The organism is Phycisphaerales bacterium (genome assembly GCA_040217175.1).
Taxonomy (GTDB): domain Bacteria; phylum Planctomycetota; class Phycisphaerae; order Phycisphaerales; family UBA1924; genus JAHCJI01.
Genome location: JAVJNT010000002.1, coordinates 1,159,012 through 1,177,300 on the forward strand (window position 1 = coordinate 1,159,012; position 18,289 = coordinate 1,177,300).

The following is an 18,289-nucleotide window of genomic DNA, read 5'->3' on the forward strand; positions in this document are numbered from 1 at the left end:
GGGGCGAACCTCGCCTGCACGTTGCTGCTTCGAGTATGGGTTACGGGTCGTCCTCGTGCCGCCTTATTCGGGGGTTGGGCCGACCCTGTAGACCGGGCAATCGGTAGAGCCGGCACCTAGACTGCCCGCTCTGCCTCACGACCTCAAGATTCCCAGGATTCACCAGAAAGGCAACTCCGTGGCCGACAAGCACTTCGACGTCGTCGTCATCGGTTCGGGCCCCGGCGGATACGTCGGCGCCATCCGCGCCGCCCAGCTGGGCTACAAGACCGCCTGCATCGAGCGGGCCAAGCTCGGCGGCGTCTGCCTCAACTGGGGTTGCATCCCCTCCAAGGCCCTGCTCTCCAACGCCGAGCTGATGGAGAAGCTCCACGAGAAGGAAGAGTGGGGCATGAAGATCAGCGGCAAGATCGACTTCGACTGGACGAAGGTCATCGGCCGCAGCCGAGAGGTCGCCAACAAGCTCAACCAGGGCGTGGGCTTCCTGCTCAAGAAGAACAAGATCGAGCACATCGAGGCCAGCGCGAAGATCGTCGCCCCCGCGAAGGGCAAGACGCCGGCCAAGATCGAGATCTACGACTGCAAGGTGGAGGAAGAGCGCACCGACGCGCCCGCCAAGCCCGCCGCCAAGCCGCGTGAGACCATCACGGCCGACAAGGTCATCATCGCGACGGGGTCGGTCGCGCGAGACCTGCCCTTTGCGAAGTTCGGCGACTCGGAGCACATCTGGGGTGCCCGCGAGGCCATGTTCAACAAGAGCTTTCCCAAGCACCTCATCGTCGTCGGCTCGGGCGCCATCGGCATGGAGTTCGGCTACTTCTACCACACGTACGGCACCAAGGTCACCGTCGTCGAGATGCTCGACCGCATCCTGCCGGTCGAGGACGACGACGTGAGCCAGGCCATGCTGCGCTTCTACAAGAAGGCGGGCATGGACATCAAGACCGGCACCACGTGCGTGGGGGTCGACGCGAAGGGCAAGGGCGTGAAGGTCACCGTCGCGCCCTTCAAGGATGGCAAGGCCGACGAGAGCAAGAAGGAAGTGATCGAGGCCGACAAGCTGCTGCTGGCCATCGGCGTGAAGGGCCGCTTCGACGGCCTGTTCGACGACAAGCTCGGACTCGAGACCGTCAAGGACCACATCAAGACCGACTACGACCCTGCGATCTTGGGCGAGCAGCGCATCGACTACAAGACCAACCTCGAAGGCATCTACGCGATCGGCGACGTCATCGGCCCGCCGTGGCTGGCGCACGTCGCGAGCGAGGAGGCCATCCTGTGCGTCGAGCGTTTCGCGCACAAGGAGGGCAAGCTCGACCACGAGCCCTTCCCCATGGACTACTCGATCATCCCGGGCTGCACGTACTGCCACCCGCAGGTCGCCAGCATCGGCTACACCGAGCGGGCGCTCAAGGCCCAGGGCCTCAAGGCCGGCCAGGACTACCAGGTCGGCAAGTTCCCCTTCAGCGCGCTGGGCAAGGCCATCGCCACCCGCCATACCGATGGCTTCTGCAAGATCATCCGGGGCCTGCCGCGGGGCGAGATCCTGGGCGCCCACATCATGGGCGACCAGGCGACGGAACTCATCGCCGAGCTCAGCCTCGCGCGGCGCCTGGAAGCGACCAGCGAGGAGCTGATCGCGACGGTGCACGCCCACCCGACCATGCACGAGAGCGTGCACGAGGCGGCGCTGGCGAGCGAGGGGCGCGTGATCAACGCCTGAGCGCAGCTTTCCCAAGCCGCCAGCCTGAGCTCGCGGGCCGGCCCCAAACGCTCCGAACGCCCTTGCAACGCGGGGGCGTTTTCGTTATCTTGGTTGGCAGGAGGCTTCTCATGGCACGCGCTCTCGACAAGTTGCTCGGTCACCTCACGCACAGCATCGTGCCGGGCGTGATCCTCGCGTCCGCGACGATCGCGTTCGCCTCGGCCCGAATGGTGGGCGTGACCGCCGACGGGCAGGTCGTCGAGATCGACATCGACACCGGCGTCGCCACGCCGCTCTTCAGCATCGGCCAGGGTGGTCCGCTCGCGTTCGATCCGACAACGCAACGGCTCGTCTTGAAGCTGAACGACGATGCGGCGACGGAGCTCGTCTTCATCGATCCGGTGAGTGGCGTGGCGTCACCGCCCGTTGGGCTTTCGGGCCTGCCCCCGATGTTCGAGAACGTGGCCACCGTGGATTACGCGGGCGAATCCGGGCGATACGTGCTGACGGCCGGGCCGACGGGCACGGTGTTCGAAGACCGACTCGTGCTCGTTGACTCGACGGGCGCGGTGCTCGATACCTCGGACGACCTCGGGCTGGGCGACAACGACGGCGTCGTTTGGGACGACCTCAACTCGCGACTCGTAGTGCACGACTACAACGCGTCCGATGGCCTTCCTCCCGTCGCGGCCATCGACGATCCTTTCGGCACGCCGACGTACATGCTGCTGGCGACCCCGCCGTTCCGGAGCAACGTCGGGGACAGCGCCATCGATCCGCGGACCGGCCGGTTGTATACGACGGGCTTTGATTCGTCGGGCGGGTTCCTCGTCGAGGTGCTGGACACGAGCTACGCGGACATCGGCGCGTTCGGCACCTCGGAGCAAGTCGTCGGCATCGCCTTCGTGTGGGATGCGGCGTGCCGTGCCGACCTCGACGGCGACGGCCAGCTCACCATCTTCGACTTCCTCAGCTTCCAGAACTTGTTTGACGCCGGCGATCCGCTTGCCGACTTCGACGGCGACGGCGAGCTGACCATCTTCGACTTCCTGAGCTTCCAGAACGCGTTCGACGCCGGGTGCCCGTAACCCCTCGCTCGGGCCGCGCGTAGCGCTTGCGGAGGCAGGCCATGCGTGCTCTGGGCTTGGTGATCGTCGTCGCGTCGCTCTCCGCCGCCGCCCGGGCCCAGCTCTGCGAGGGCTACGGCGCCGCCCGCGGGACCTTCCCCGAAGACCAGGGCTGGTTCAGACAGATCGAGCCGCCGGGGCCGTCGGTCGTCGAGGTCGTCGGCGGCGTGCTCCACCAGTCCACGCTGCCCTTCGCCGAGCCCGCGTGCGGCATGCCGTCGATGGAAGAGCAGGCCGGTTATTGGTTCGTCGCTGGTGAGCCCTTCGACTTCGAGGACGGCATCTCGTTCGACTTGGACCTGCGCGTGCTCGATTCGGAGTACACGACCGCGCCCTGCACCGACTGGCCGGCCGCGGGCGTCATGCTCACGCTCATCGACGCGGAGGGACGGACGTTCGTCGCCGGCTTCGGCTCTGCTCGCGTGTTTCTGGCCAACGACCTGCGCGCGACGGCTGGCTCGCCGAGCGTGGTCGAGGCCGACCTCGACACGACAACGTTGCGTTCGTACCGCCTGCGCGTCGACGGCCCGCTCGCGACGCTACTGGTCGATGGTGCGCCGCTGCTGTCGCTCGACGCGTACGGCGACCCGTTCCCCGCCGCGACCAACTTCGTCTGGTTCGGCGACGGCACGACCTGGGCCAACAGCGACTTCGAGACGCCGCGGTTCCGCGTCGCCACGCCGGGGTGCTGCCGCGCCGACCTCGACGGCGACGGCGTGCTCACGATCTTCGACTTCCTGGCCTTCCAGAACCTCTTTGACGCCGGCGATCTCGCGGCCGACTTCGACGGGGATGGTGAACTGACGATCTTTGACTTCCTCGCGTTCCAGAACGCGTTCGACGCAGGGTGTTCGTAGCGACGTTCGAGCGTCGAAGACTCGATGCGGCCTGGAATCGTCGCGAAGCCGATGCCGTAGCTCAGATTCTCATGTGGAGGAGAGAGATCATGAAGACCCAGATCGCCTGCATCGTTGCGTTGGCGTCGCCGGCGCTTGCTGCGCCCGTGGCGTTCCACGACCTCGTTGCAGATAAGAACCCACTGCTCTGGTACCGCTTCGACGAGGCGAGCGGCGCTTCTGAGGCCATCAACTACGGCTCGCTGGGCGCTGGCTTCAACGGCGTCTTCTTCGGCCCGGTGTTCCTGGGCGAAGCGTCGCTGCAGGGCGACACGGCCGCGTGCTTCGAGCACCCTTCCCAGCCGTACGTCGAGTCGGCGTCGGACGTGCCGGCCTCGCTGACCGGCAACCCGACCTTTACGGCCGAGGCCGTGGTCCGAGTCTTTGCGACGCCGCAGAACCCGTTCTACGCACCGTTCCTGCACTGGGGCGCGCCCAGGACCGGGCAGTCGGTCTACTTCAGCATCCTGCGCAACGACGAGTCACGTCCGTACGCCGGCTTCTATAACGGCGGTGCCCGATCGCTGGAGAGCTATGGGCTGGGCGAGTGGGTGCACCTCGTCTGGACGCGCGATTCAGGCGGCGGCGTCAACGATGACGTGACCGGTTCGAGGCTCTTCATCAATGGCCAGGAAGTGGACGTCGAGCGCGACTTCTCGCTTCCGGGCGCCGGCGTGCCCGACGTTCACGCATCGCCCTTCTACGTCCAGCGCGCTACCGACCTCGTGCGCTACTTCAGCGGAAACATCGACGAGGTCGTCCTGTACGACCGCGTGCTCTCGGCAGACGAGGTCGGCGAGCACTACGACGCACTCGTGGACGGCGCCCGCTGCCCGGCCGACCTCGACGGCGACGGGCAGCTCACGGTGTTCGACTTCCTCGAGTTCCAGAACGCCTTCGACTCCGGCGAACGCCGAGCCGACTTCAATCCCACGACCTGCACGTCCAACCTCGACATCTTCGACTTCCTGGCCTTCCAGAACGCCTTCGACGCCGGGTGCCCGTGAATGGCAGGCGTCTGCGGTGCTCATGCGGGTTCGAGAGAGGCCGCAACCTTGCGTAGGCGGGCCGGTATGAGAAGTTGGTCGGGTGAGGCCCTGCCAGGGGAGGGAGTCATGCGGAACGTGATGGCATTGGGAGTCGTGACGCTCGGGGCGGTCGGGACGTGTGCTCCGCTGGCGATGGGGCAGGCCCGGTTCGAGGCCGGCTACCAGTTCAACGACGAGCCGGAAGTGGTGCGGGTCGATCCGATTCCCTTCCTCATCTTTGCCGAGCGGGGCATGCTGGCGCAGGAAGCAATCCTGGCCTTCCCGTTCATGCGGGGTGCCGACGCCGGGCTCCTGGACCTGCGTGTCACCGCGAGCCGTGGCAGAAGTGGTGGCGACGAGACGCTCACGCGCGGCTGGACCGAGGTCACGTTCAGCGACGTCGTCTTCGAGTCGAGCGGCGTCGGCCTCTCTGTCCGATACGGCGGCGGAGGCTTCACCTTGTGCTGCCTCGACGTCATCGCCGGGGCGACCCTCGTCGAGGAGCAGCAGTTCGAGCTCGACGGCGACGTTCGAACCGGTACCTTCATCGCCACCGTCAATTCGTCCGGCCCGCCCGATGTCGAGCGGACGGGCATCATCGAGGATGGCATCCCGCCCGGCGGCGTGATCGAGCTCAGCGGCTTCCGGGTCCCGGTCAACACGCCGGTCGCGCTCCGGGTGCGCCTCTCGAGGTCGATCTGGGTGCCCGCGACGACCGACGACTGGCGGACGACGTTCTCCTCCACGACGCTGCCCGATCTGGCCTTTGACGACGTGGTCTTCGACGTGCCCGATGGCGTCACCGTGCAGTCGGCCCAGGTCGGCATCCGAGACAACCAGCGGGTGCGCTGCATCACCGACCTCGACCGTGACGGCGAGCTCACCATCTTCGACTTCCTCGCGTTCCAGAACCTCTTCGACGCCAACGACCCAACGGCCGACCTCGACTTCGACGGCGAGCTCACGATCTTTGACTTCCTCAACTTCCAGAACGCGTTCGACGCCGGGTGTCCGTAGGGCCGCCGGAGCGTCCAAGAACGAGCGTGGCCCGGGGCCCGCTACGCCCAGCTTCGCCAGTTTCACGCTGGAAACAGTCAATCTTTAAGGAATGGCGTGAGTCTGCCATGGCCGTGCCGCTCCCGTGTGGTATTCGTAACCATTAAGGAGCTGATCATGACTCGCCTCTCCCTCGCCGCTCTCGCCCTTTCCGCTGGCTTTGCCTGCTCGGCCCACGCACAGGTCATCAACATCCCGCCGGATTCGCTGCCGGCCGAATCGTGGTTCACCGCCAATCCCGGCGCCACGGTCAACGTACTGAGCGGCGGGGTGATGTTCCCCGACGCCGGCGCCGGCGGCGCGTTCACGTTCAACGGCGCAACGGTCAACATCGAGGCTGGCGGTGCCGCGGGCTTCCCGACCATCGACCATTTCGTCGAGGACGTGACGTACAACCTCGACGGCGGCGAGCTCATCCGCGTGAAGTTCGTCGGCGAGGTCGGCACGACCACGCTCAACATCACCGACGGCCAGACGCGCCGCGGCGTGTGGCTGCAGGGCAACACCGTTTGCAACATGTCGGGCGGCGACGCCGGCCTCGTTGCCGGCGGCCAGGCCGCGTTCATCATCGAAGACGACGCCGAGTTCAACATGACGGGCGGCACGGTCGACACCTTCATCCTCGCCATCGACGACGCGACAGTTAGCATCGATGGCGGCACGATCGAGGGCGCCCTGCAGCTCGACGACCGCGCGACGGCCACCATCTCGGATGGCTCGGTCGGTCGCAACGGCTTCATGAAGACCATCGACAACCGCCTGACCATCACCGGCGGCACCATCGGCCGAGACTTCGTCGTCGAGAAGGGCGTCGTCGATATGTCCGGCGGCGCCATGGATCGCAACTGCGCGATCCTCAACGGCAGCGGCGGCGTCGACCCCATCTTCAACATGACCGGCGGCGCGATCGGCTCGGAATTCCGCGCCTACGACGGCACGATCAACATCTCGGGCGGACTCGTCGGCGACGGCTTCCGCCTCGGCCGGCCCACCGGCGACGGCTCGGGCGTCACCATGAACCTCACCGTCAAGAGCGCCACGCTCGACGGCGTCGCGATGGACCTGACCTCGACCCCGACGGTCGTGGGCGTCCGCGGCGGCGTCTTCCTCTCGTGCGTGCTGCTCGACGACTCGCTCGTGGGCTTCGACCTGAACGAAGACTTCGTCCTGGGCGAAGACCGCATCCGTGCCGCGGCGACCCTGACCGTGGCACTGGCCGCATGCGACGCCGACCTCGATGGCGACGGCGAGCTGACGATCTTCGACTTCCTGGACTTCCAGAGCCTGTTCGATTCGGGCGACCTGGCCGCCGACTTCGACGGCGACGGCGTGCTGACGCTGTTCGACTTCCTGGCCTTCCAGACGTCCTTCGCGGTGGGCTGCGACTGATCGGGACCACGGCCCAAACGGCCATGACTATGTTTTGACAACTCCCCGGGGCCGCGAGGCGAGGCGGCTCCGGGGAGTTTCTGCGTGATGCACATACGGAAGATGTTGGCCGTGGCTTCCATCCTCGACGCGGGCTGCTGAGGCCTACGCCTCGAGCTTCTCCGCCAGCCAGTCCCCGACCTTGTCGATCGCGATGCGATCCTGCGCGAGCGTGTCGCGGTCGCGGTAGGTCACGGTCTGGTCGGTCATCGTGTCGCCGTCGATGGTGAAGCACACCGGGCAGCCGGCCTCGTCCATGCGGGCGTAACGCTTGCCGATGCTCTGCTTGGGGTCGTACTCGATGAGCCCCGCGTGCCCGAACCGCCCACGCAGCTCGCGCACCAGCTTCTCGGCTACTTCCGGCATGCCGTCCTTGTTCACCAGCGGATACACGGCCGCCTTGATGGGCGCCATGCTGGGCTTGAACTTCATGACCACCTTGCTGGCGCGGCTCTCGTCGGGCGTGAACGCCTCGCACAAGAGCGCCAGCACGCCGCGGGTCAGCCCCGCCGCTGGCTCGATGACGTCGGGCAGGTACCGCTCGTTGCGCTCCTGATCGAAGTACTCGAGCTTCTTCTTAGAGTGTTCCTTGTGCTGGCTCAGGTCGTAGTTGCTGCGGTGCGCCACGCCCTCGAGCTCGCCGAAGCCAGGGTGCGTGAAGGGCCAGCGGTACTCGATGTCGTACGTGCCCGCGCCGTTCTTCGAGTAGTGGGCCAGCTCGTCGTCGTCGTGCTTGCGGACGATCATGTTGTCGTCGCTCAGCCCGACGCTGTTCCACCAGCGCTTGCGCTCGGCCACCCAGTAGTCGAGCCATTGCTGGGCGTCGTCCTTGTGGCAGAAGAACTCCATCTCCATCTGCTCGAACTCACGAGACCGGAAGATGAAGTTGCGCGGCGTCACCTCGTTGCGGAAGGCCTTGCCGATCTGGGCGATGCCGAAGGGCACGCGTACGCGAGACGTGTCCGTGATGTTTGCGAAGTTCAGGAAGATGCCCTGGGCGGTTTCGGGGCGGAGGTAGGCCTTGTCGTCCTCGCTGGCCGTCGCGCCGACGTAGGTCTGGAACATGAGGTTGAAGGCGCGCGGCTCGGTCAGCGTGCCGGGCGCCTTCGCGTGCGGCCCAACGGCGATCGCCCGCTCCTCGGCGCTCAGCGACACGAACGGGCACATGTCGATCTCGTCGTCGCCCAGCGTGCGCTTCTTGTACTTGTCCAGCTTCTTGCGCGCGGCTGCGTACGTCTCGTCGTCGTCCTCGACGTGCACGTAGATCTGGCCGCTCGTGTCGCCCTTCTCGCCCAGGCACACCAGGTGGTCGGCGCGGTAGCGGAACTTGGTCTCGGTGCAGTCGACCATCGGGTCGCTGAACCCACCAACGTGCCCGCTCGCCTCCCACACCCGCGGGTTCTGGATGATGCTCGAGTCCACGCCCACGATCGACACCGGAGCGCCGTCGCGCATCGGCGGGGTCAGCGTCATGTCGCGCCACCAGCGGTCGGCCAGGTTCTTCTTGAGCTGCACGCCCAGGGGGCCGTAGTCCCAGAAGCCGTTGAGCCCGCCGTAGATCTCGCTGGCCGGGAAGATGAACCCACGCCGCTTGCACAGGCTCACCAGCTCTTCCATCGACTTCGCTTCACCAGCAACAACGTCGCTCATTCGTGACTCCAAACGGTCATCCATCCGAGCCGCGAGCGTAAGCTCGCGGACCTCCGCCCGATCCCAGTTTCCCGCCATTCAGCCGCCGAACGCTTTCTTGAGCAGGTCGCCGAACGATACCCGCTCCTGCTCCTCGCGCACGGCTGCCTCGATGGTGTCGAACTCGAGCACCTCGGGGGCCTCGATCAGGGGCCGGCGCTGGCTCTCGTCGACGCGTACCAGGCCGAGCGCACCCTGGCCGGTCACGTTCACCTGCCACACGCCCTCGCCGAGCGAGCGATACACCGCCTTGCCCACCACGGCGCCGGGCTCGTCCCAGTCCACGTCGACCAGTTCGGGGTCGATCACGATGCCCTCGGTGGGCGGCGTGCGATCGTCGAAGACCCGCCGGATCCAGAGCCGACCGCCGATAACCACGTAGTCGACGTAGATCTCGCGCTGCGGGTCGTAGGGCGTGGGGATCACGGTCTCGACGCCGCGGCGGCTGCGGACTCGCACGCTCATCGAGCCCTCATCGACCACGAGTTCGGTGACGGCGGCCTGCGTGACGGCGCTATTGAACTGCTCGACCAAGGCGGTGTAGTCGCGGGCGACCTCTTCGAGCCGATCGCGGTAGATATCGGCCCGTAGATCTGCGCGGGCTCTCGACAACGCCAAATACCCACCGACTACCAGGAGCAGCATGGTAAACAGGGCAAGCCCTGACGTAAAAATCCTGCCCATTGGGTATTTTCCGCTTGACATCGAAGGCATCCGGGGCCATTGTAGTAGCCAGAGAGATCGTGGAGGACAGCGGTATTTCCTGGGAAATCAGCCACAGACCAGACTGATCACCGGACCCCACCGTGGCATCCCAAGGGATGCATCCGGCGGGGTGATTCTGCTTGTCCTGCATGCGAGAGAGGAACGCGTCGCCACGGCAGTTGGCGTCGCACATCGAGAGAAGGCCCTGATGGGGCCGGCCCGGCCTGCGGCTTGGAGAGCTGCACCCGGGTCCGAACACGAGATGGGGGTATCGCACGGTGAGTTCTCACCCAGCGTGCAATCCCAAACAAGCTTGCTGACCCGCGGCCGTTCGGACAACGGCCTCGGTTTCCTGTTTTGATGGCCTGGCAGCGTGCCGGGCACACCCAGTTTCCATTTGCAAATGGGGTTTGAAGAGATGATGAACACTCAGAAGGTTCTCGCCGCCGCCGCGATCCTCGCGGCCGCCGGCACCACGTTTGCCCAGGTCACCCCTGGCCCGTTCGCGCCCGACGCTCTCGAGGACATGGAGGGCACCGGTGGTGGCCGCACGTTCCTCACCAGCATCTTCGGCGGTGATGTCGGCGTCGGTGGCGACCTGAGCTTTGCCTCGGTCGACTTCGGCGACTGGCAGGACTTCCGCGCTCCCGGTGGCCCGATCCAGCCGTCCAGCGGCACGATCTTCGGCACCATCTTCGGCTTCGGCTCTGTCACCTTCGACTTCACCGGCATCGGTGGCATCACCGGCTTCGGCTTCGAGGCCAGCGCCGCCGGCGTCGGCAGCGATGACATCGAGTTCTTCGACCTCGGTGGCAGCAGCATCGGCTTCTTCAGCGACGGCGACGGCTACGGCCCCGGCGACGGCTCCATGGAGCCCAAGGCCTGGACCTCGACCGTGGCCATCGGCTCGGTCACCGTGACCGGTCCCGAGACCGCCTTCGATGACTTCCGCTACGTGCAGGGCGACGTTCCGGCCCGCATCCTGATCTACACCGAGAGCAACGGCGACGACAACGAGATCGCTGCTGCCGACAACCTGGGCCTGAACTACGACCTGATCCGTAGCGACACCGCCGCCCTCAACGCGGCGCTGGCCAGCGGCGACTACGTGTTCGCCATCATCCACCAGCCGGCCAACAACTTCGCCGCCGGCTTCGACGCCGAGCTCGACGCCTTCGTCAGCGGTGGCAACCGCGTGCACTTCTCGTTCTGGAACACCGACGCCGATCCGGCCATCCAGAGCACCCTCGGCATCGACAGCGCCGTCGACTTCTTCGCGCCGCGTCCGGTCTTCAACAACGCGTCGCACCCCTCGTGGGGCGGCGCCGCCAGCCCGGTCGCCGTCGATGGCGACGACTGGAACGACAACGGCGACAGCCTGACCGGTGACGAGGTCGTCTCGACCTTCGACAGCGCTTCGGGTGATGGCGCCACCGTCGTCAGCAACGACAACCGCACGCTCGCCAACGGCTTCGAGTACGACTCGATGGAGAGCAGCGGCATGACCAACCTGCTCGAGGCGCAGATCGCCTGGGTCGAGACCGCTCCGCCCCCGCCCCCGCCCCCCGGCAGCCTGGTCATCCAGTTCCAGTCCGGCAACGACGGCCACCTGGCCGCCGCCGTCAACTCCGCGGGCATCACCCCGGACCTCGTGCTCGAGAGCGACTTCCCGGGCCTGACCGCTGCCCTGAACAACCCCGACTACGGCGTTGCTCTGGTCAGCAACCCCTGCTGCTTCTTCGACGCCGGCACCCCCGCCGCCTTCGATGACTTCATCGATCGCGGCAACGTCGCCCACCTGTCCTTCTGGAACATGGACGCCGAGCCCGTGCTGCAGGACGCCTTCGGCGTCGCGACGGCCGTCGACTTCTTCACCCCGCGTTCGGTCTTCGACAACGCCGGTCACCCGTCGTGGGGCAGCGCCTCGAGCCCGGTGAACCCGGCCATCGATCCGAGCCCGTGGAACGACAACGGCGACAGCATGACCGCTGACGCTGGTGCCGAGATCGTCGGTACCTTCGATTCCACCTCCGGCGACGGTGCCATCATCGTTGCCAACGGCGATGCCACCCTCTTCAACGGCTTCGACTACGACTCCATGGAAGACGGTGCGGTCCGCGACCTGATCGAGGCCCAGCTCGGCTTCATCGGCACGGGCGCCGACTGCTACGCCGACTTCGACGACGACGGCAGCCTGACCATCTTCGACTTCCTGGCGTTCCAGAACGCCTTCGATGGTGGTGACCTGGCGGCCGACTGCGATGAGGACGGCATCCTCACGCTCTTCGACTTCCTCTGCTTCCAGAACGCCTTCGACGCCGGCTGCGACTAATCCCAGCCCCGTCCGTTCTGAAACCTTCTGAGTGACCGCGAGGCCCCGGAGCAATCCGGGGCCTCGTTCTTTTTCGGGTGCCGGAGTTGCCGAGCCATCCGAGGCGTGGCAAGCCCCCGCGAGCCCAACGCCGCACGGACCTCATGGCAATACCACGCACATAAACTTGCGTAAAACTACCACATTCGCACGCGAAACTAGCTGTTCGAGCCGAGTTGCTCTTGACATAATGCCGCAAATACGGCATTACTTATATTGACGGAAGTATCGACTCGTTCGTGGGAAGCTGGGGGTACGTCTTCCAAGCCAAGATACGTCTGGCATGCTCGGAGAGGATGAGTACGCCCAGCAGCGCTCAACGCTGTCACAGGTGTCGCCCGCCAACCTCGCGTTGGATTGCGGCGCGCCCCTGCGATATCGGGTGCGCACAGACGTAGGGGAGAGGGGAAGAGTCGAGCCACGCGTGTTCGACGCTCCTTCGAGAAGCAAAGACGCTTGCTGACCCGGCTGGCTACTCAGGCCCGCCGTTGTTTCGTTTCGTGCAGAGGCTGGTGATGTATCAGCCGCGTGACCCGTAACACCTGACTTGGGGGTTTCTAAGAGATGGATATGCAGAAGACACTCGCCGCCGCCGCCATTCTTGCGGCCGCCGGCACCACGTTTGCCCAGGTGACCCCTGGCCCGTTCTCGCCCGACGCCACCGATGACATGGAGAGCTATCCGGGCGTTCGTACGTTCCTGACCAGCCTCTTCTCCGGCAACGTCGGCGTGGGCGGCGCCCTGAGCTTTGCGTCGGTTGACGCCGGCGACTGGCTCGACTTCCGCGCGCCGGGCGGGCCGATTGCGCCCACCAGCGGCACGAAGTTTGGCACGATCTTCGGCTTCGGATCGGTCGACTTTGATTTCTCCAGCATCGGTGGCATCACCGGCTTTGGCTTCCAGGCCAGTGCCGCCGGCGTCGGCACCGACGACATCGAGTTCTTCGACCTCGGTGGCGCGCCCATCGGCTTCTTCAGCGACCCCGATGGCTACGGCCCGGGCGACGGCACGATGGAGCCCAAGGCCTGGACCTCGACCGTCGCCATCGGCTCGGTCCGCGTTACCGGTCCCGAGACCGCGTTCGACGACTTCCGGATCGTTCGGGGTGATGTTCCCGCGCAGATCCTGATCTACACGGAGAGCAACGGCGATGACAACGAGATTGCCGCGGCCGACAACCTCGGCCTGAACTACGACCTGATTCGGCGCGACACCCCCGCCCTCAACGCGGCGCTGGCCAGCGGCGATTATGTCTTCGCCATCATCCACCAGCCGGCCAACAACTTCGCCGCCGGCTTCGACGCCGAGCTCGACGCCTTCGTCAGCGGCGGCAACCGCGTGCACTTCTCGTTCTGGAACCTCGATGCCGAGCCGGCCCTCCAGAGCACCCTGGGCGTCGACAGCACGGTCGACTTCTTCGCGCCGCGTCCGGTCTTCGACAACGCCGGCCACCCGTCGTGGGGCGGCGCTGCCAGCCCGGTCGCCGTCGATGGCGACGACTGGAACGACAACGGTGATGCGGTCACCGGCGACGAGGTCGTGTCGACCTTCGACAGCGCGTCGGGCGATGGCGCGACCGTCGTGAGCAACGACAACCGCACGCTCACCAACGCCTTCGAGTACGACTCGATGGAGAGCAGCGGCATGACCGACCTGCTCGAAGCCCAGATCGACTGGGTCGAGGACGCACTGCCCCCGGCACCTCCCGGTTGCCAGCCCGAGCTCGACTTCGAGGGCATCGGTGAAGGCATGCCCATCAGCGATGAGTTCCCCGGCGTCACCTTCGGCGACGGTACGGGCCAGACCGCGTCGATCAGTAGCTTCAGCGGCTTCTTCGGTTCGGACGTGCTCTGCAACGCGACCGATGGCGGCGGCAATCGCTACCTGACGCTCGTCATGGAGTTCGATGGCGGCCTGACCGAGCTGGAATTCGACTTCAACAGCGCCGGCACGCCGAGCACTGGCTTCGAGTTCCCCATCCGCTTCTATGACGCCGGCGGTCTGGTGAGCACCGACGGTATCCTTGAGGCCGGCTCGGCATGGACGCGCGACATCAACTACAGCCTCGATGGCACCATCATCCGCGTCGAGATCGACTCCTTCAACGACGGCTGGCTCTTCGGCGTCGACAACATGACCTACTGCTTCGGCGACGACGACTGCTACGCCGACTTCGATGACGACGGTAGCCTGACCATCTTCGACTTCCTGGCGTTCCAGAACGCCTTCGATGGTGGCGACCTGGCAGCCGACTGTGATGGGGACGGCGTCCTCACGCTGTTCGACTTCCTGTGCTTCCAGAACGCCTTCGATGCCGGTTGCGACTAGTCCAGTCCTTCCGTTCTGATGGTTTCTGAGTGTTCGCGGGGCCCCGGAGTGATCCGGGGTCCCGTTTTTCGATTCCCAGCAAGGTCCGCGCGTCCGGCACGTGTTGTGCAATCATCCGTCCCAACGCCGGACGACGACCGAGTCGTTCTGCCCGCCAAAGCCGAAGCTGTTCGACAGGCACACGCCCACGCCGCCCCGATCGCGGAGATCGCGCGCCGCGTTGGGGACGTAGTCGAGATCACACGCCTCGTCGGGCTCGGCGTAGTTGATGGTCGGCGGGAGCCACCCGGTCTGCATCGCACGGATGCACGCGATCAGCTCGACCGCGCCCGCCGCCTGGATGAGGTGCCCCAGCATGCTCTTGACGCTACTCATGGGCACGCTCGGGGCATGCTCGCCGAAGAGCCGCTTCACGGCCCGGGTCTCGATGCCGTCGTTCTCACGCGTTCCCGTGCCGTGCGCCGAGACGTAGTGCACGCCAGGCCGTCCGTTCCCATCGACCGCGGCGGGATCGATCCCGGCTTGTTCGAGCGCCCGGGCCATCGCCCGCCACGCGCCTTCGCCCTCCGGATCGATGTCCGTGATGCGATACGCGTCGGCCGACGAACCATACCCGGCGATCTCGGCCACGGGCGTCGCGCCACGGGCAAGAGCGTGCTCGAGGTCCTCAAGCACGAGCACGCCCGCGCCTTCGCCCATGACGAAGCCGTCGCGCGTCCGGTCGAAGGGTCGAGACGCTCCGGCCGGGTCGTCGCACCGCGTGCTCATGGCCGTCAGCCGGATGAAGCCGGTCATCCCCAGCGGGTGGATCATCGAGTGGCAGCCCCCGCTGACCATCACGTCGGCATCGCCGCGGCAGATGATCTCGGCCGCTTCGCCGATCGCTTGCGTGCTCGCCGCACATGCCGTCATGCAGTTCATGGACGGGCCACGCAGCCCCAATAGCGCCGCCACGTGCGCCAGCGCCATCTGCGGCTCCTGCTCCACCTCACGCATGCGGTCGAGTCCGAGGGCGCCGCGAGCCCAGAGGCCGTCGTCGAGCGATCGGGCATCGGCATTCCATGCGCCGATGCACATCCTGCCAAGTGCGGCGCTGTCCGGGCTGTTCTCGCCCGCGCCCAGGTAGAGGCCCGCCCGCGACATGTCCATGCCATGTCGTTCAAGCCCCGAGTGGGCCCACGCCGCGTCCGCCGCCGCCAACGCGAACGCCGTCCCGCGTCCGGCTGAGGCGTGCCGCTTGGCCCGGTTCCCGAGTGCGAGCGTCAGGTCAAAGGCCTTCACCTCCGCCGCAAAGCTCGTCGCAAAGGCATGCGCGTCGAAGTTCGATATCGGCGCTGCCGCCGACCTGCCGGCCATCAGCGCCTCCCACGCATCGTCCAGCCCGCTTCCCAGGGGCGTCACCCACCCCATGCCCGTGACCACGACCCGACGCTCGCCTCGCATTGACTCGCTCCTGCTTCACGTTGGGGCCGAGCGCCCCGTTCTACGTAGAACACACTAGACCGTTCACGGTCCCGCGCCCCGTTCTGTTGCAGCGCCAAGCGGGATGGTCTACGCAGAACTACGACAGCGAACAAGAATTCTGTTCCATGTCGTGCACAATGCTCTTGACAAAACGCCGCAATCGCGGCATTAGTTATAGTGAGAGAACTTTCGACTCGTTCGTGGGAAGCTGGGGGTAAGTTTTCCAAGCCAGCAAACGCTGGCACGCTCGAAGAAGAAGACCACTCCCAGAAGCGCGGAACGCTGTCGCTGGCGATCACTCGCGGCCGACGCAATGTCGGTTCCGCGACGTTCTATCGCGCCGGCGCGCTCCACGCGACAGGAAGGGAGAGACGAACCCGCGTGTTCGATGCCCTTGCGAATGGAGGAGGCTTGCTGACCCCGGCGCGCCGCTGAGGCCCGCCGGTTGTTTCCGTTTCCTTGGAGCGGTTGGTGCCGTACCGGCCGCGTGACACGTAGCACCTGTATTGGGGGCTTGAAGAGATGGATACCCAGAAGGTTTTGGCCGCCGCCGCGATCCTCGCGGCCGCCGGCACCACGTTTGCCCAGGTTTCTCCCGGTGCGTTCGCGCCCGACGCGACCGACGACATGGAGAGCTACCCGGGAGCTCGTACGTTCCTCACCAGCATCTTCGCCGGCGACGTCGGCGTGGGCGGCGCACTTAGCTTCGCCTCGGTTGATGCCGGCGACTGGCTCGACTTCCGCGCGCCTGGCGGGCCCATCGCGCCCACCAGTGGCACGAAGTTTGGCACGATCTTCGGCTTCGGCTCGGTCGACTTCGACTTCTCGGCCATCGGCGGCGTCACCGCCTTCGGCTTCCAGGCCAGTGCCGCCGGCGTTGGCAGCGACACCATCGACTTCTTCGATCTTGGTGGCGCGCCCATCGGCACCTTCGTCGACGCCGACGGCTACGGCCCCGGCGACGGCACCATGGAAGGCAAGTCCTGGACCTCGACGGTCGCGATCGGCTCGGTCCGCGTCGACGGCCCCGAGACCGCCTTCGACGACTTCGTCTACGCCCAGGGCGACCTGCCGGCGCGCATCGTCCTCTACACCGAGAGCAACGGCGACGACAACGAGATCGCTGCTGCCGACAACCTGGGCCTGAACTACGACCTGATCCGCAGCGACGCCGCCGCCCTCAACGCGGCGCTGGCCAGCGGCGATTATGTCTTCGCCATCATCCACCAGCCGGCCAACAACTTCGCCGCGGGCTTCGATACGGAGCTCGACAACTTCGTCAGCGGTGGCAACCGCGTCCACTTCTCGTTCTGGAACCTCGATGCCGAGCCGGCCCTCCAGGGCACCCTGGGCGTCGACAGCACGGTCGACTTCTTCGCGCCACGTCCGGTCTTCGACAACGCGTCGCACCCCTCGTGGGGCGGCGCCGCCAGCCCGGTCGCCACCGATGGTGACGACTGGAACGACAACGGTGACGCGGTCACCGGCGACGAGGTCGTCTCGACCTTCGACAGCGCGTCGGGCGATGGCGCGACCGTCGTGAGCAACGACAACCGCACGCTCACCAACGCCTTCGAGTACGACTCGATGGAGAGCAGCGGCATGACCGACCTGCTCGAAGCCCAGATTGCCTGGGTTGAGACCGCACCGCCTCCGCCTCCGCCTCCGGGCAGCCAGATCATCCAGTTCCAGGGCGGCGACAGCTTCGGCTACCTCGCCACCGCCGTCAGCGCTGCTGGCATCATCCCGGACCTGGTGCTCGAGAGCGACTTCCCGGGCCTGACCACCGCGCTCAACAACCCCGACTACGGCGTGGCCCTCATCAGCAACCCGTGCTGCTTCTTCGATGCCGGCACCCCCGCGGCCGTCCAGGACTTCCTGGACCGCGGCAACGTCGTCCACCTGTCCTTCTGGAACATGGACGCCGAGCCCGTGCTGCAGAGCGCCATGGGCGTGACCAGCCTCATCGACATCTTCGCGCCGCGTTCGGTCTTCGACAACGCCGGCCACCCGTCGTGGGGCAGCGCCAGCAGCCCGGTCCTTGCCGGTGCAGACACGCTGTGGAACGACAACGGTGACCTGATCACCGGCGTCTCCGGCGGCGCCAGCGTCGTTGGTACCTTCGACTCCACGTCGGGCGATGGCGCCATCGTGATCGCCAACGGCGATGCCAGCCTGCTCAACAGCTTCGACTACGACTCGATGGACGGGTCCGTCGCCGATCTGATCGAGAACCAGCTCCGCTGGCTGCCCACGCCGGGCGACGACTGCTACGCCGACTTCGACGACGATGGCAGCCTGACCATCTTCGACTTCCTCGCCTTCCAGAACGCGTTCGACCTGGGAGACTTGGCGGCCGACTGCGACGAGGACGGCATCCTCACGCTGTTCGACTTCCTCTGCTTCCAGAACGCCTTCGACGCCGGCTGCGACTAAAGCAACAACGCTTCCCCAGTCTGTGTTACGGTCACGATTTAGAACCTTCTGAGTGA

At 66.2% G+C, this 18,289-nt stretch carries 12 protein-coding genes; 9 read left to right on the forward strand and 3 right to left on the reverse strand.

Annotated features, from left to right (window positions below):
- Positions 1-178: 178 nt before the first annotated feature.
- From lpdA to RIA68_12180, 6 genes are all read left to right on the forward strand, one after another.
- Complete coding sequence (gene lpdA / locus RIA68_12155; GenBank protein ID MEQ8318194.1) at positions 179-1,723, forward strand: dihydrolipoyl dehydrogenase; 1,545 nt, start codon at positions 179-181, stop codon at positions 1,721-1,723.
- Positions 1,724-1,833: 110 nt separating this feature from the next.
- Positions 1,834-2,793 (forward strand): GC-type dockerin domain-anchored protein, encoded by a 960-nt coding sequence (locus RIA68_12160; protein MEQ8318195.1) that lies wholly within the window; start codon positions 1,834-1,836, stop codon positions 2,791-2,793.
- Between the two features lie 41 nt (positions 2,794-2,834).
- A complete protein-coding gene (locus RIA68_12165; protein ID MEQ8318196.1) occupies positions 2,835-3,689 on the forward strand; it encodes a GC-type dockerin domain-anchored protein in 855 nt (284 codons plus the stop codon).
- An 89-nt stretch (positions 3,690-3,778) separates the two neighbouring features.
- Complete coding sequence (locus RIA68_12170) at positions 3,779-4,735, forward strand: LamG domain-containing protein (protein MEQ8318197.1); 957 nt, start codon at positions 3,779-3,781, stop codon at positions 4,733-4,735.
- A gap of 108 nt (positions 4,736-4,843) precedes the next feature.
- Positions 4,844-5,773 (forward strand): GC-type dockerin domain-anchored protein, encoded by a 930-nt coding sequence (locus RIA68_12175; protein MEQ8318198.1) that lies wholly within the window; start codon positions 4,844-4,846, stop codon positions 5,771-5,773.
- A gap of 156 nt (positions 5,774-5,929) precedes the next feature.
- Positions 5,930-7,201 (forward strand): GC-type dockerin domain-anchored protein, encoded by a 1,272-nt coding sequence (locus RIA68_12180; GenBank protein MEQ8318199.1) that lies wholly within the window; start codon positions 5,930-5,932, stop codon positions 7,199-7,201.
- 144 nt (positions 7,202-7,345) lie between these two features.
- On the opposite strand, the gene RIA68_12185 is transcribed toward RIA68_12180, so the two are convergent.
- Together RIA68_12185 and RIA68_12190 are read right to left on the reverse strand one after the other, a co-directional pair.
- Positions 7,346-8,890, reverse strand: a complete 1,545-nt coding sequence (locus RIA68_12185; protein MEQ8318200.1) for a glycine--tRNA ligase — start codon at positions 8,888-8,890, stop codon at positions 7,346-7,348.
- 78 nt (positions 8,891-8,968) lie between these two features.
- Positions 8,969-9,574 carry a hypothetical protein gene (locus RIA68_12190; protein ID MEQ8318201.1) on the reverse strand — a complete coding sequence of 202 codons (606 nt, stop codon included), beginning with the start codon at positions 9,572-9,574 and terminating at the stop codon, positions 8,969-8,971.
- A 481-nt stretch (positions 9,575-10,055) separates the two neighbouring features.
- Here RIA68_12190 and RIA68_12195 point away from each other — a divergent pair, with 481 nt between their 5' ends.
- Together RIA68_12195 and RIA68_12200 are read left to right on the forward strand one after the other, a co-directional pair.
- The gene (locus RIA68_12195; protein MEQ8318202.1) at positions 10,056-11,966 is read left to right on the forward strand and encodes a GC-type dockerin domain-anchored protein; all 1,911 of its coding nucleotides are present in this window, start codon (positions 10,056-10,058) and stop codon (positions 11,964-11,966) included.
- Between the two features lie 609 nt (positions 11,967-12,575).
- Positions 12,576-14,333 (forward strand): GC-type dockerin domain-anchored protein, encoded by a 1,758-nt coding sequence (locus RIA68_12200; GenBank protein ID MEQ8318203.1) that lies wholly within the window; start codon positions 12,576-12,578, stop codon positions 14,331-14,333.
- Between the two features lie 111 nt (positions 14,334-14,444).
- On the opposite strand, the gene RIA68_12205 is transcribed toward RIA68_12200, so the two are convergent.
- Positions 14,445-15,776: a beta-ketoacyl-[acyl-carrier-protein] synthase family protein gene (locus RIA68_12205; GenBank protein ID MEQ8318204.1), complete on the reverse strand. Its 1,332-nt coding sequence runs from the start codon at positions 15,774-15,776 to the stop codon at positions 14,445-14,447.
- Positions 15,777-16,319: 543 nt separating this feature from the next.
- On the opposite strand from RIA68_12205, the gene RIA68_12210 reads away from it, so the two are divergent.
- Positions 16,320-18,233, forward strand: coding sequence for a GC-type dockerin domain-anchored protein (locus RIA68_12210; protein MEQ8318205.1), 1,914 nt, complete (start codon positions 16,320-16,322; stop codon positions 18,231-18,233).
- Positions 18,234-18,289 lie beyond the last annotated feature (56 nt).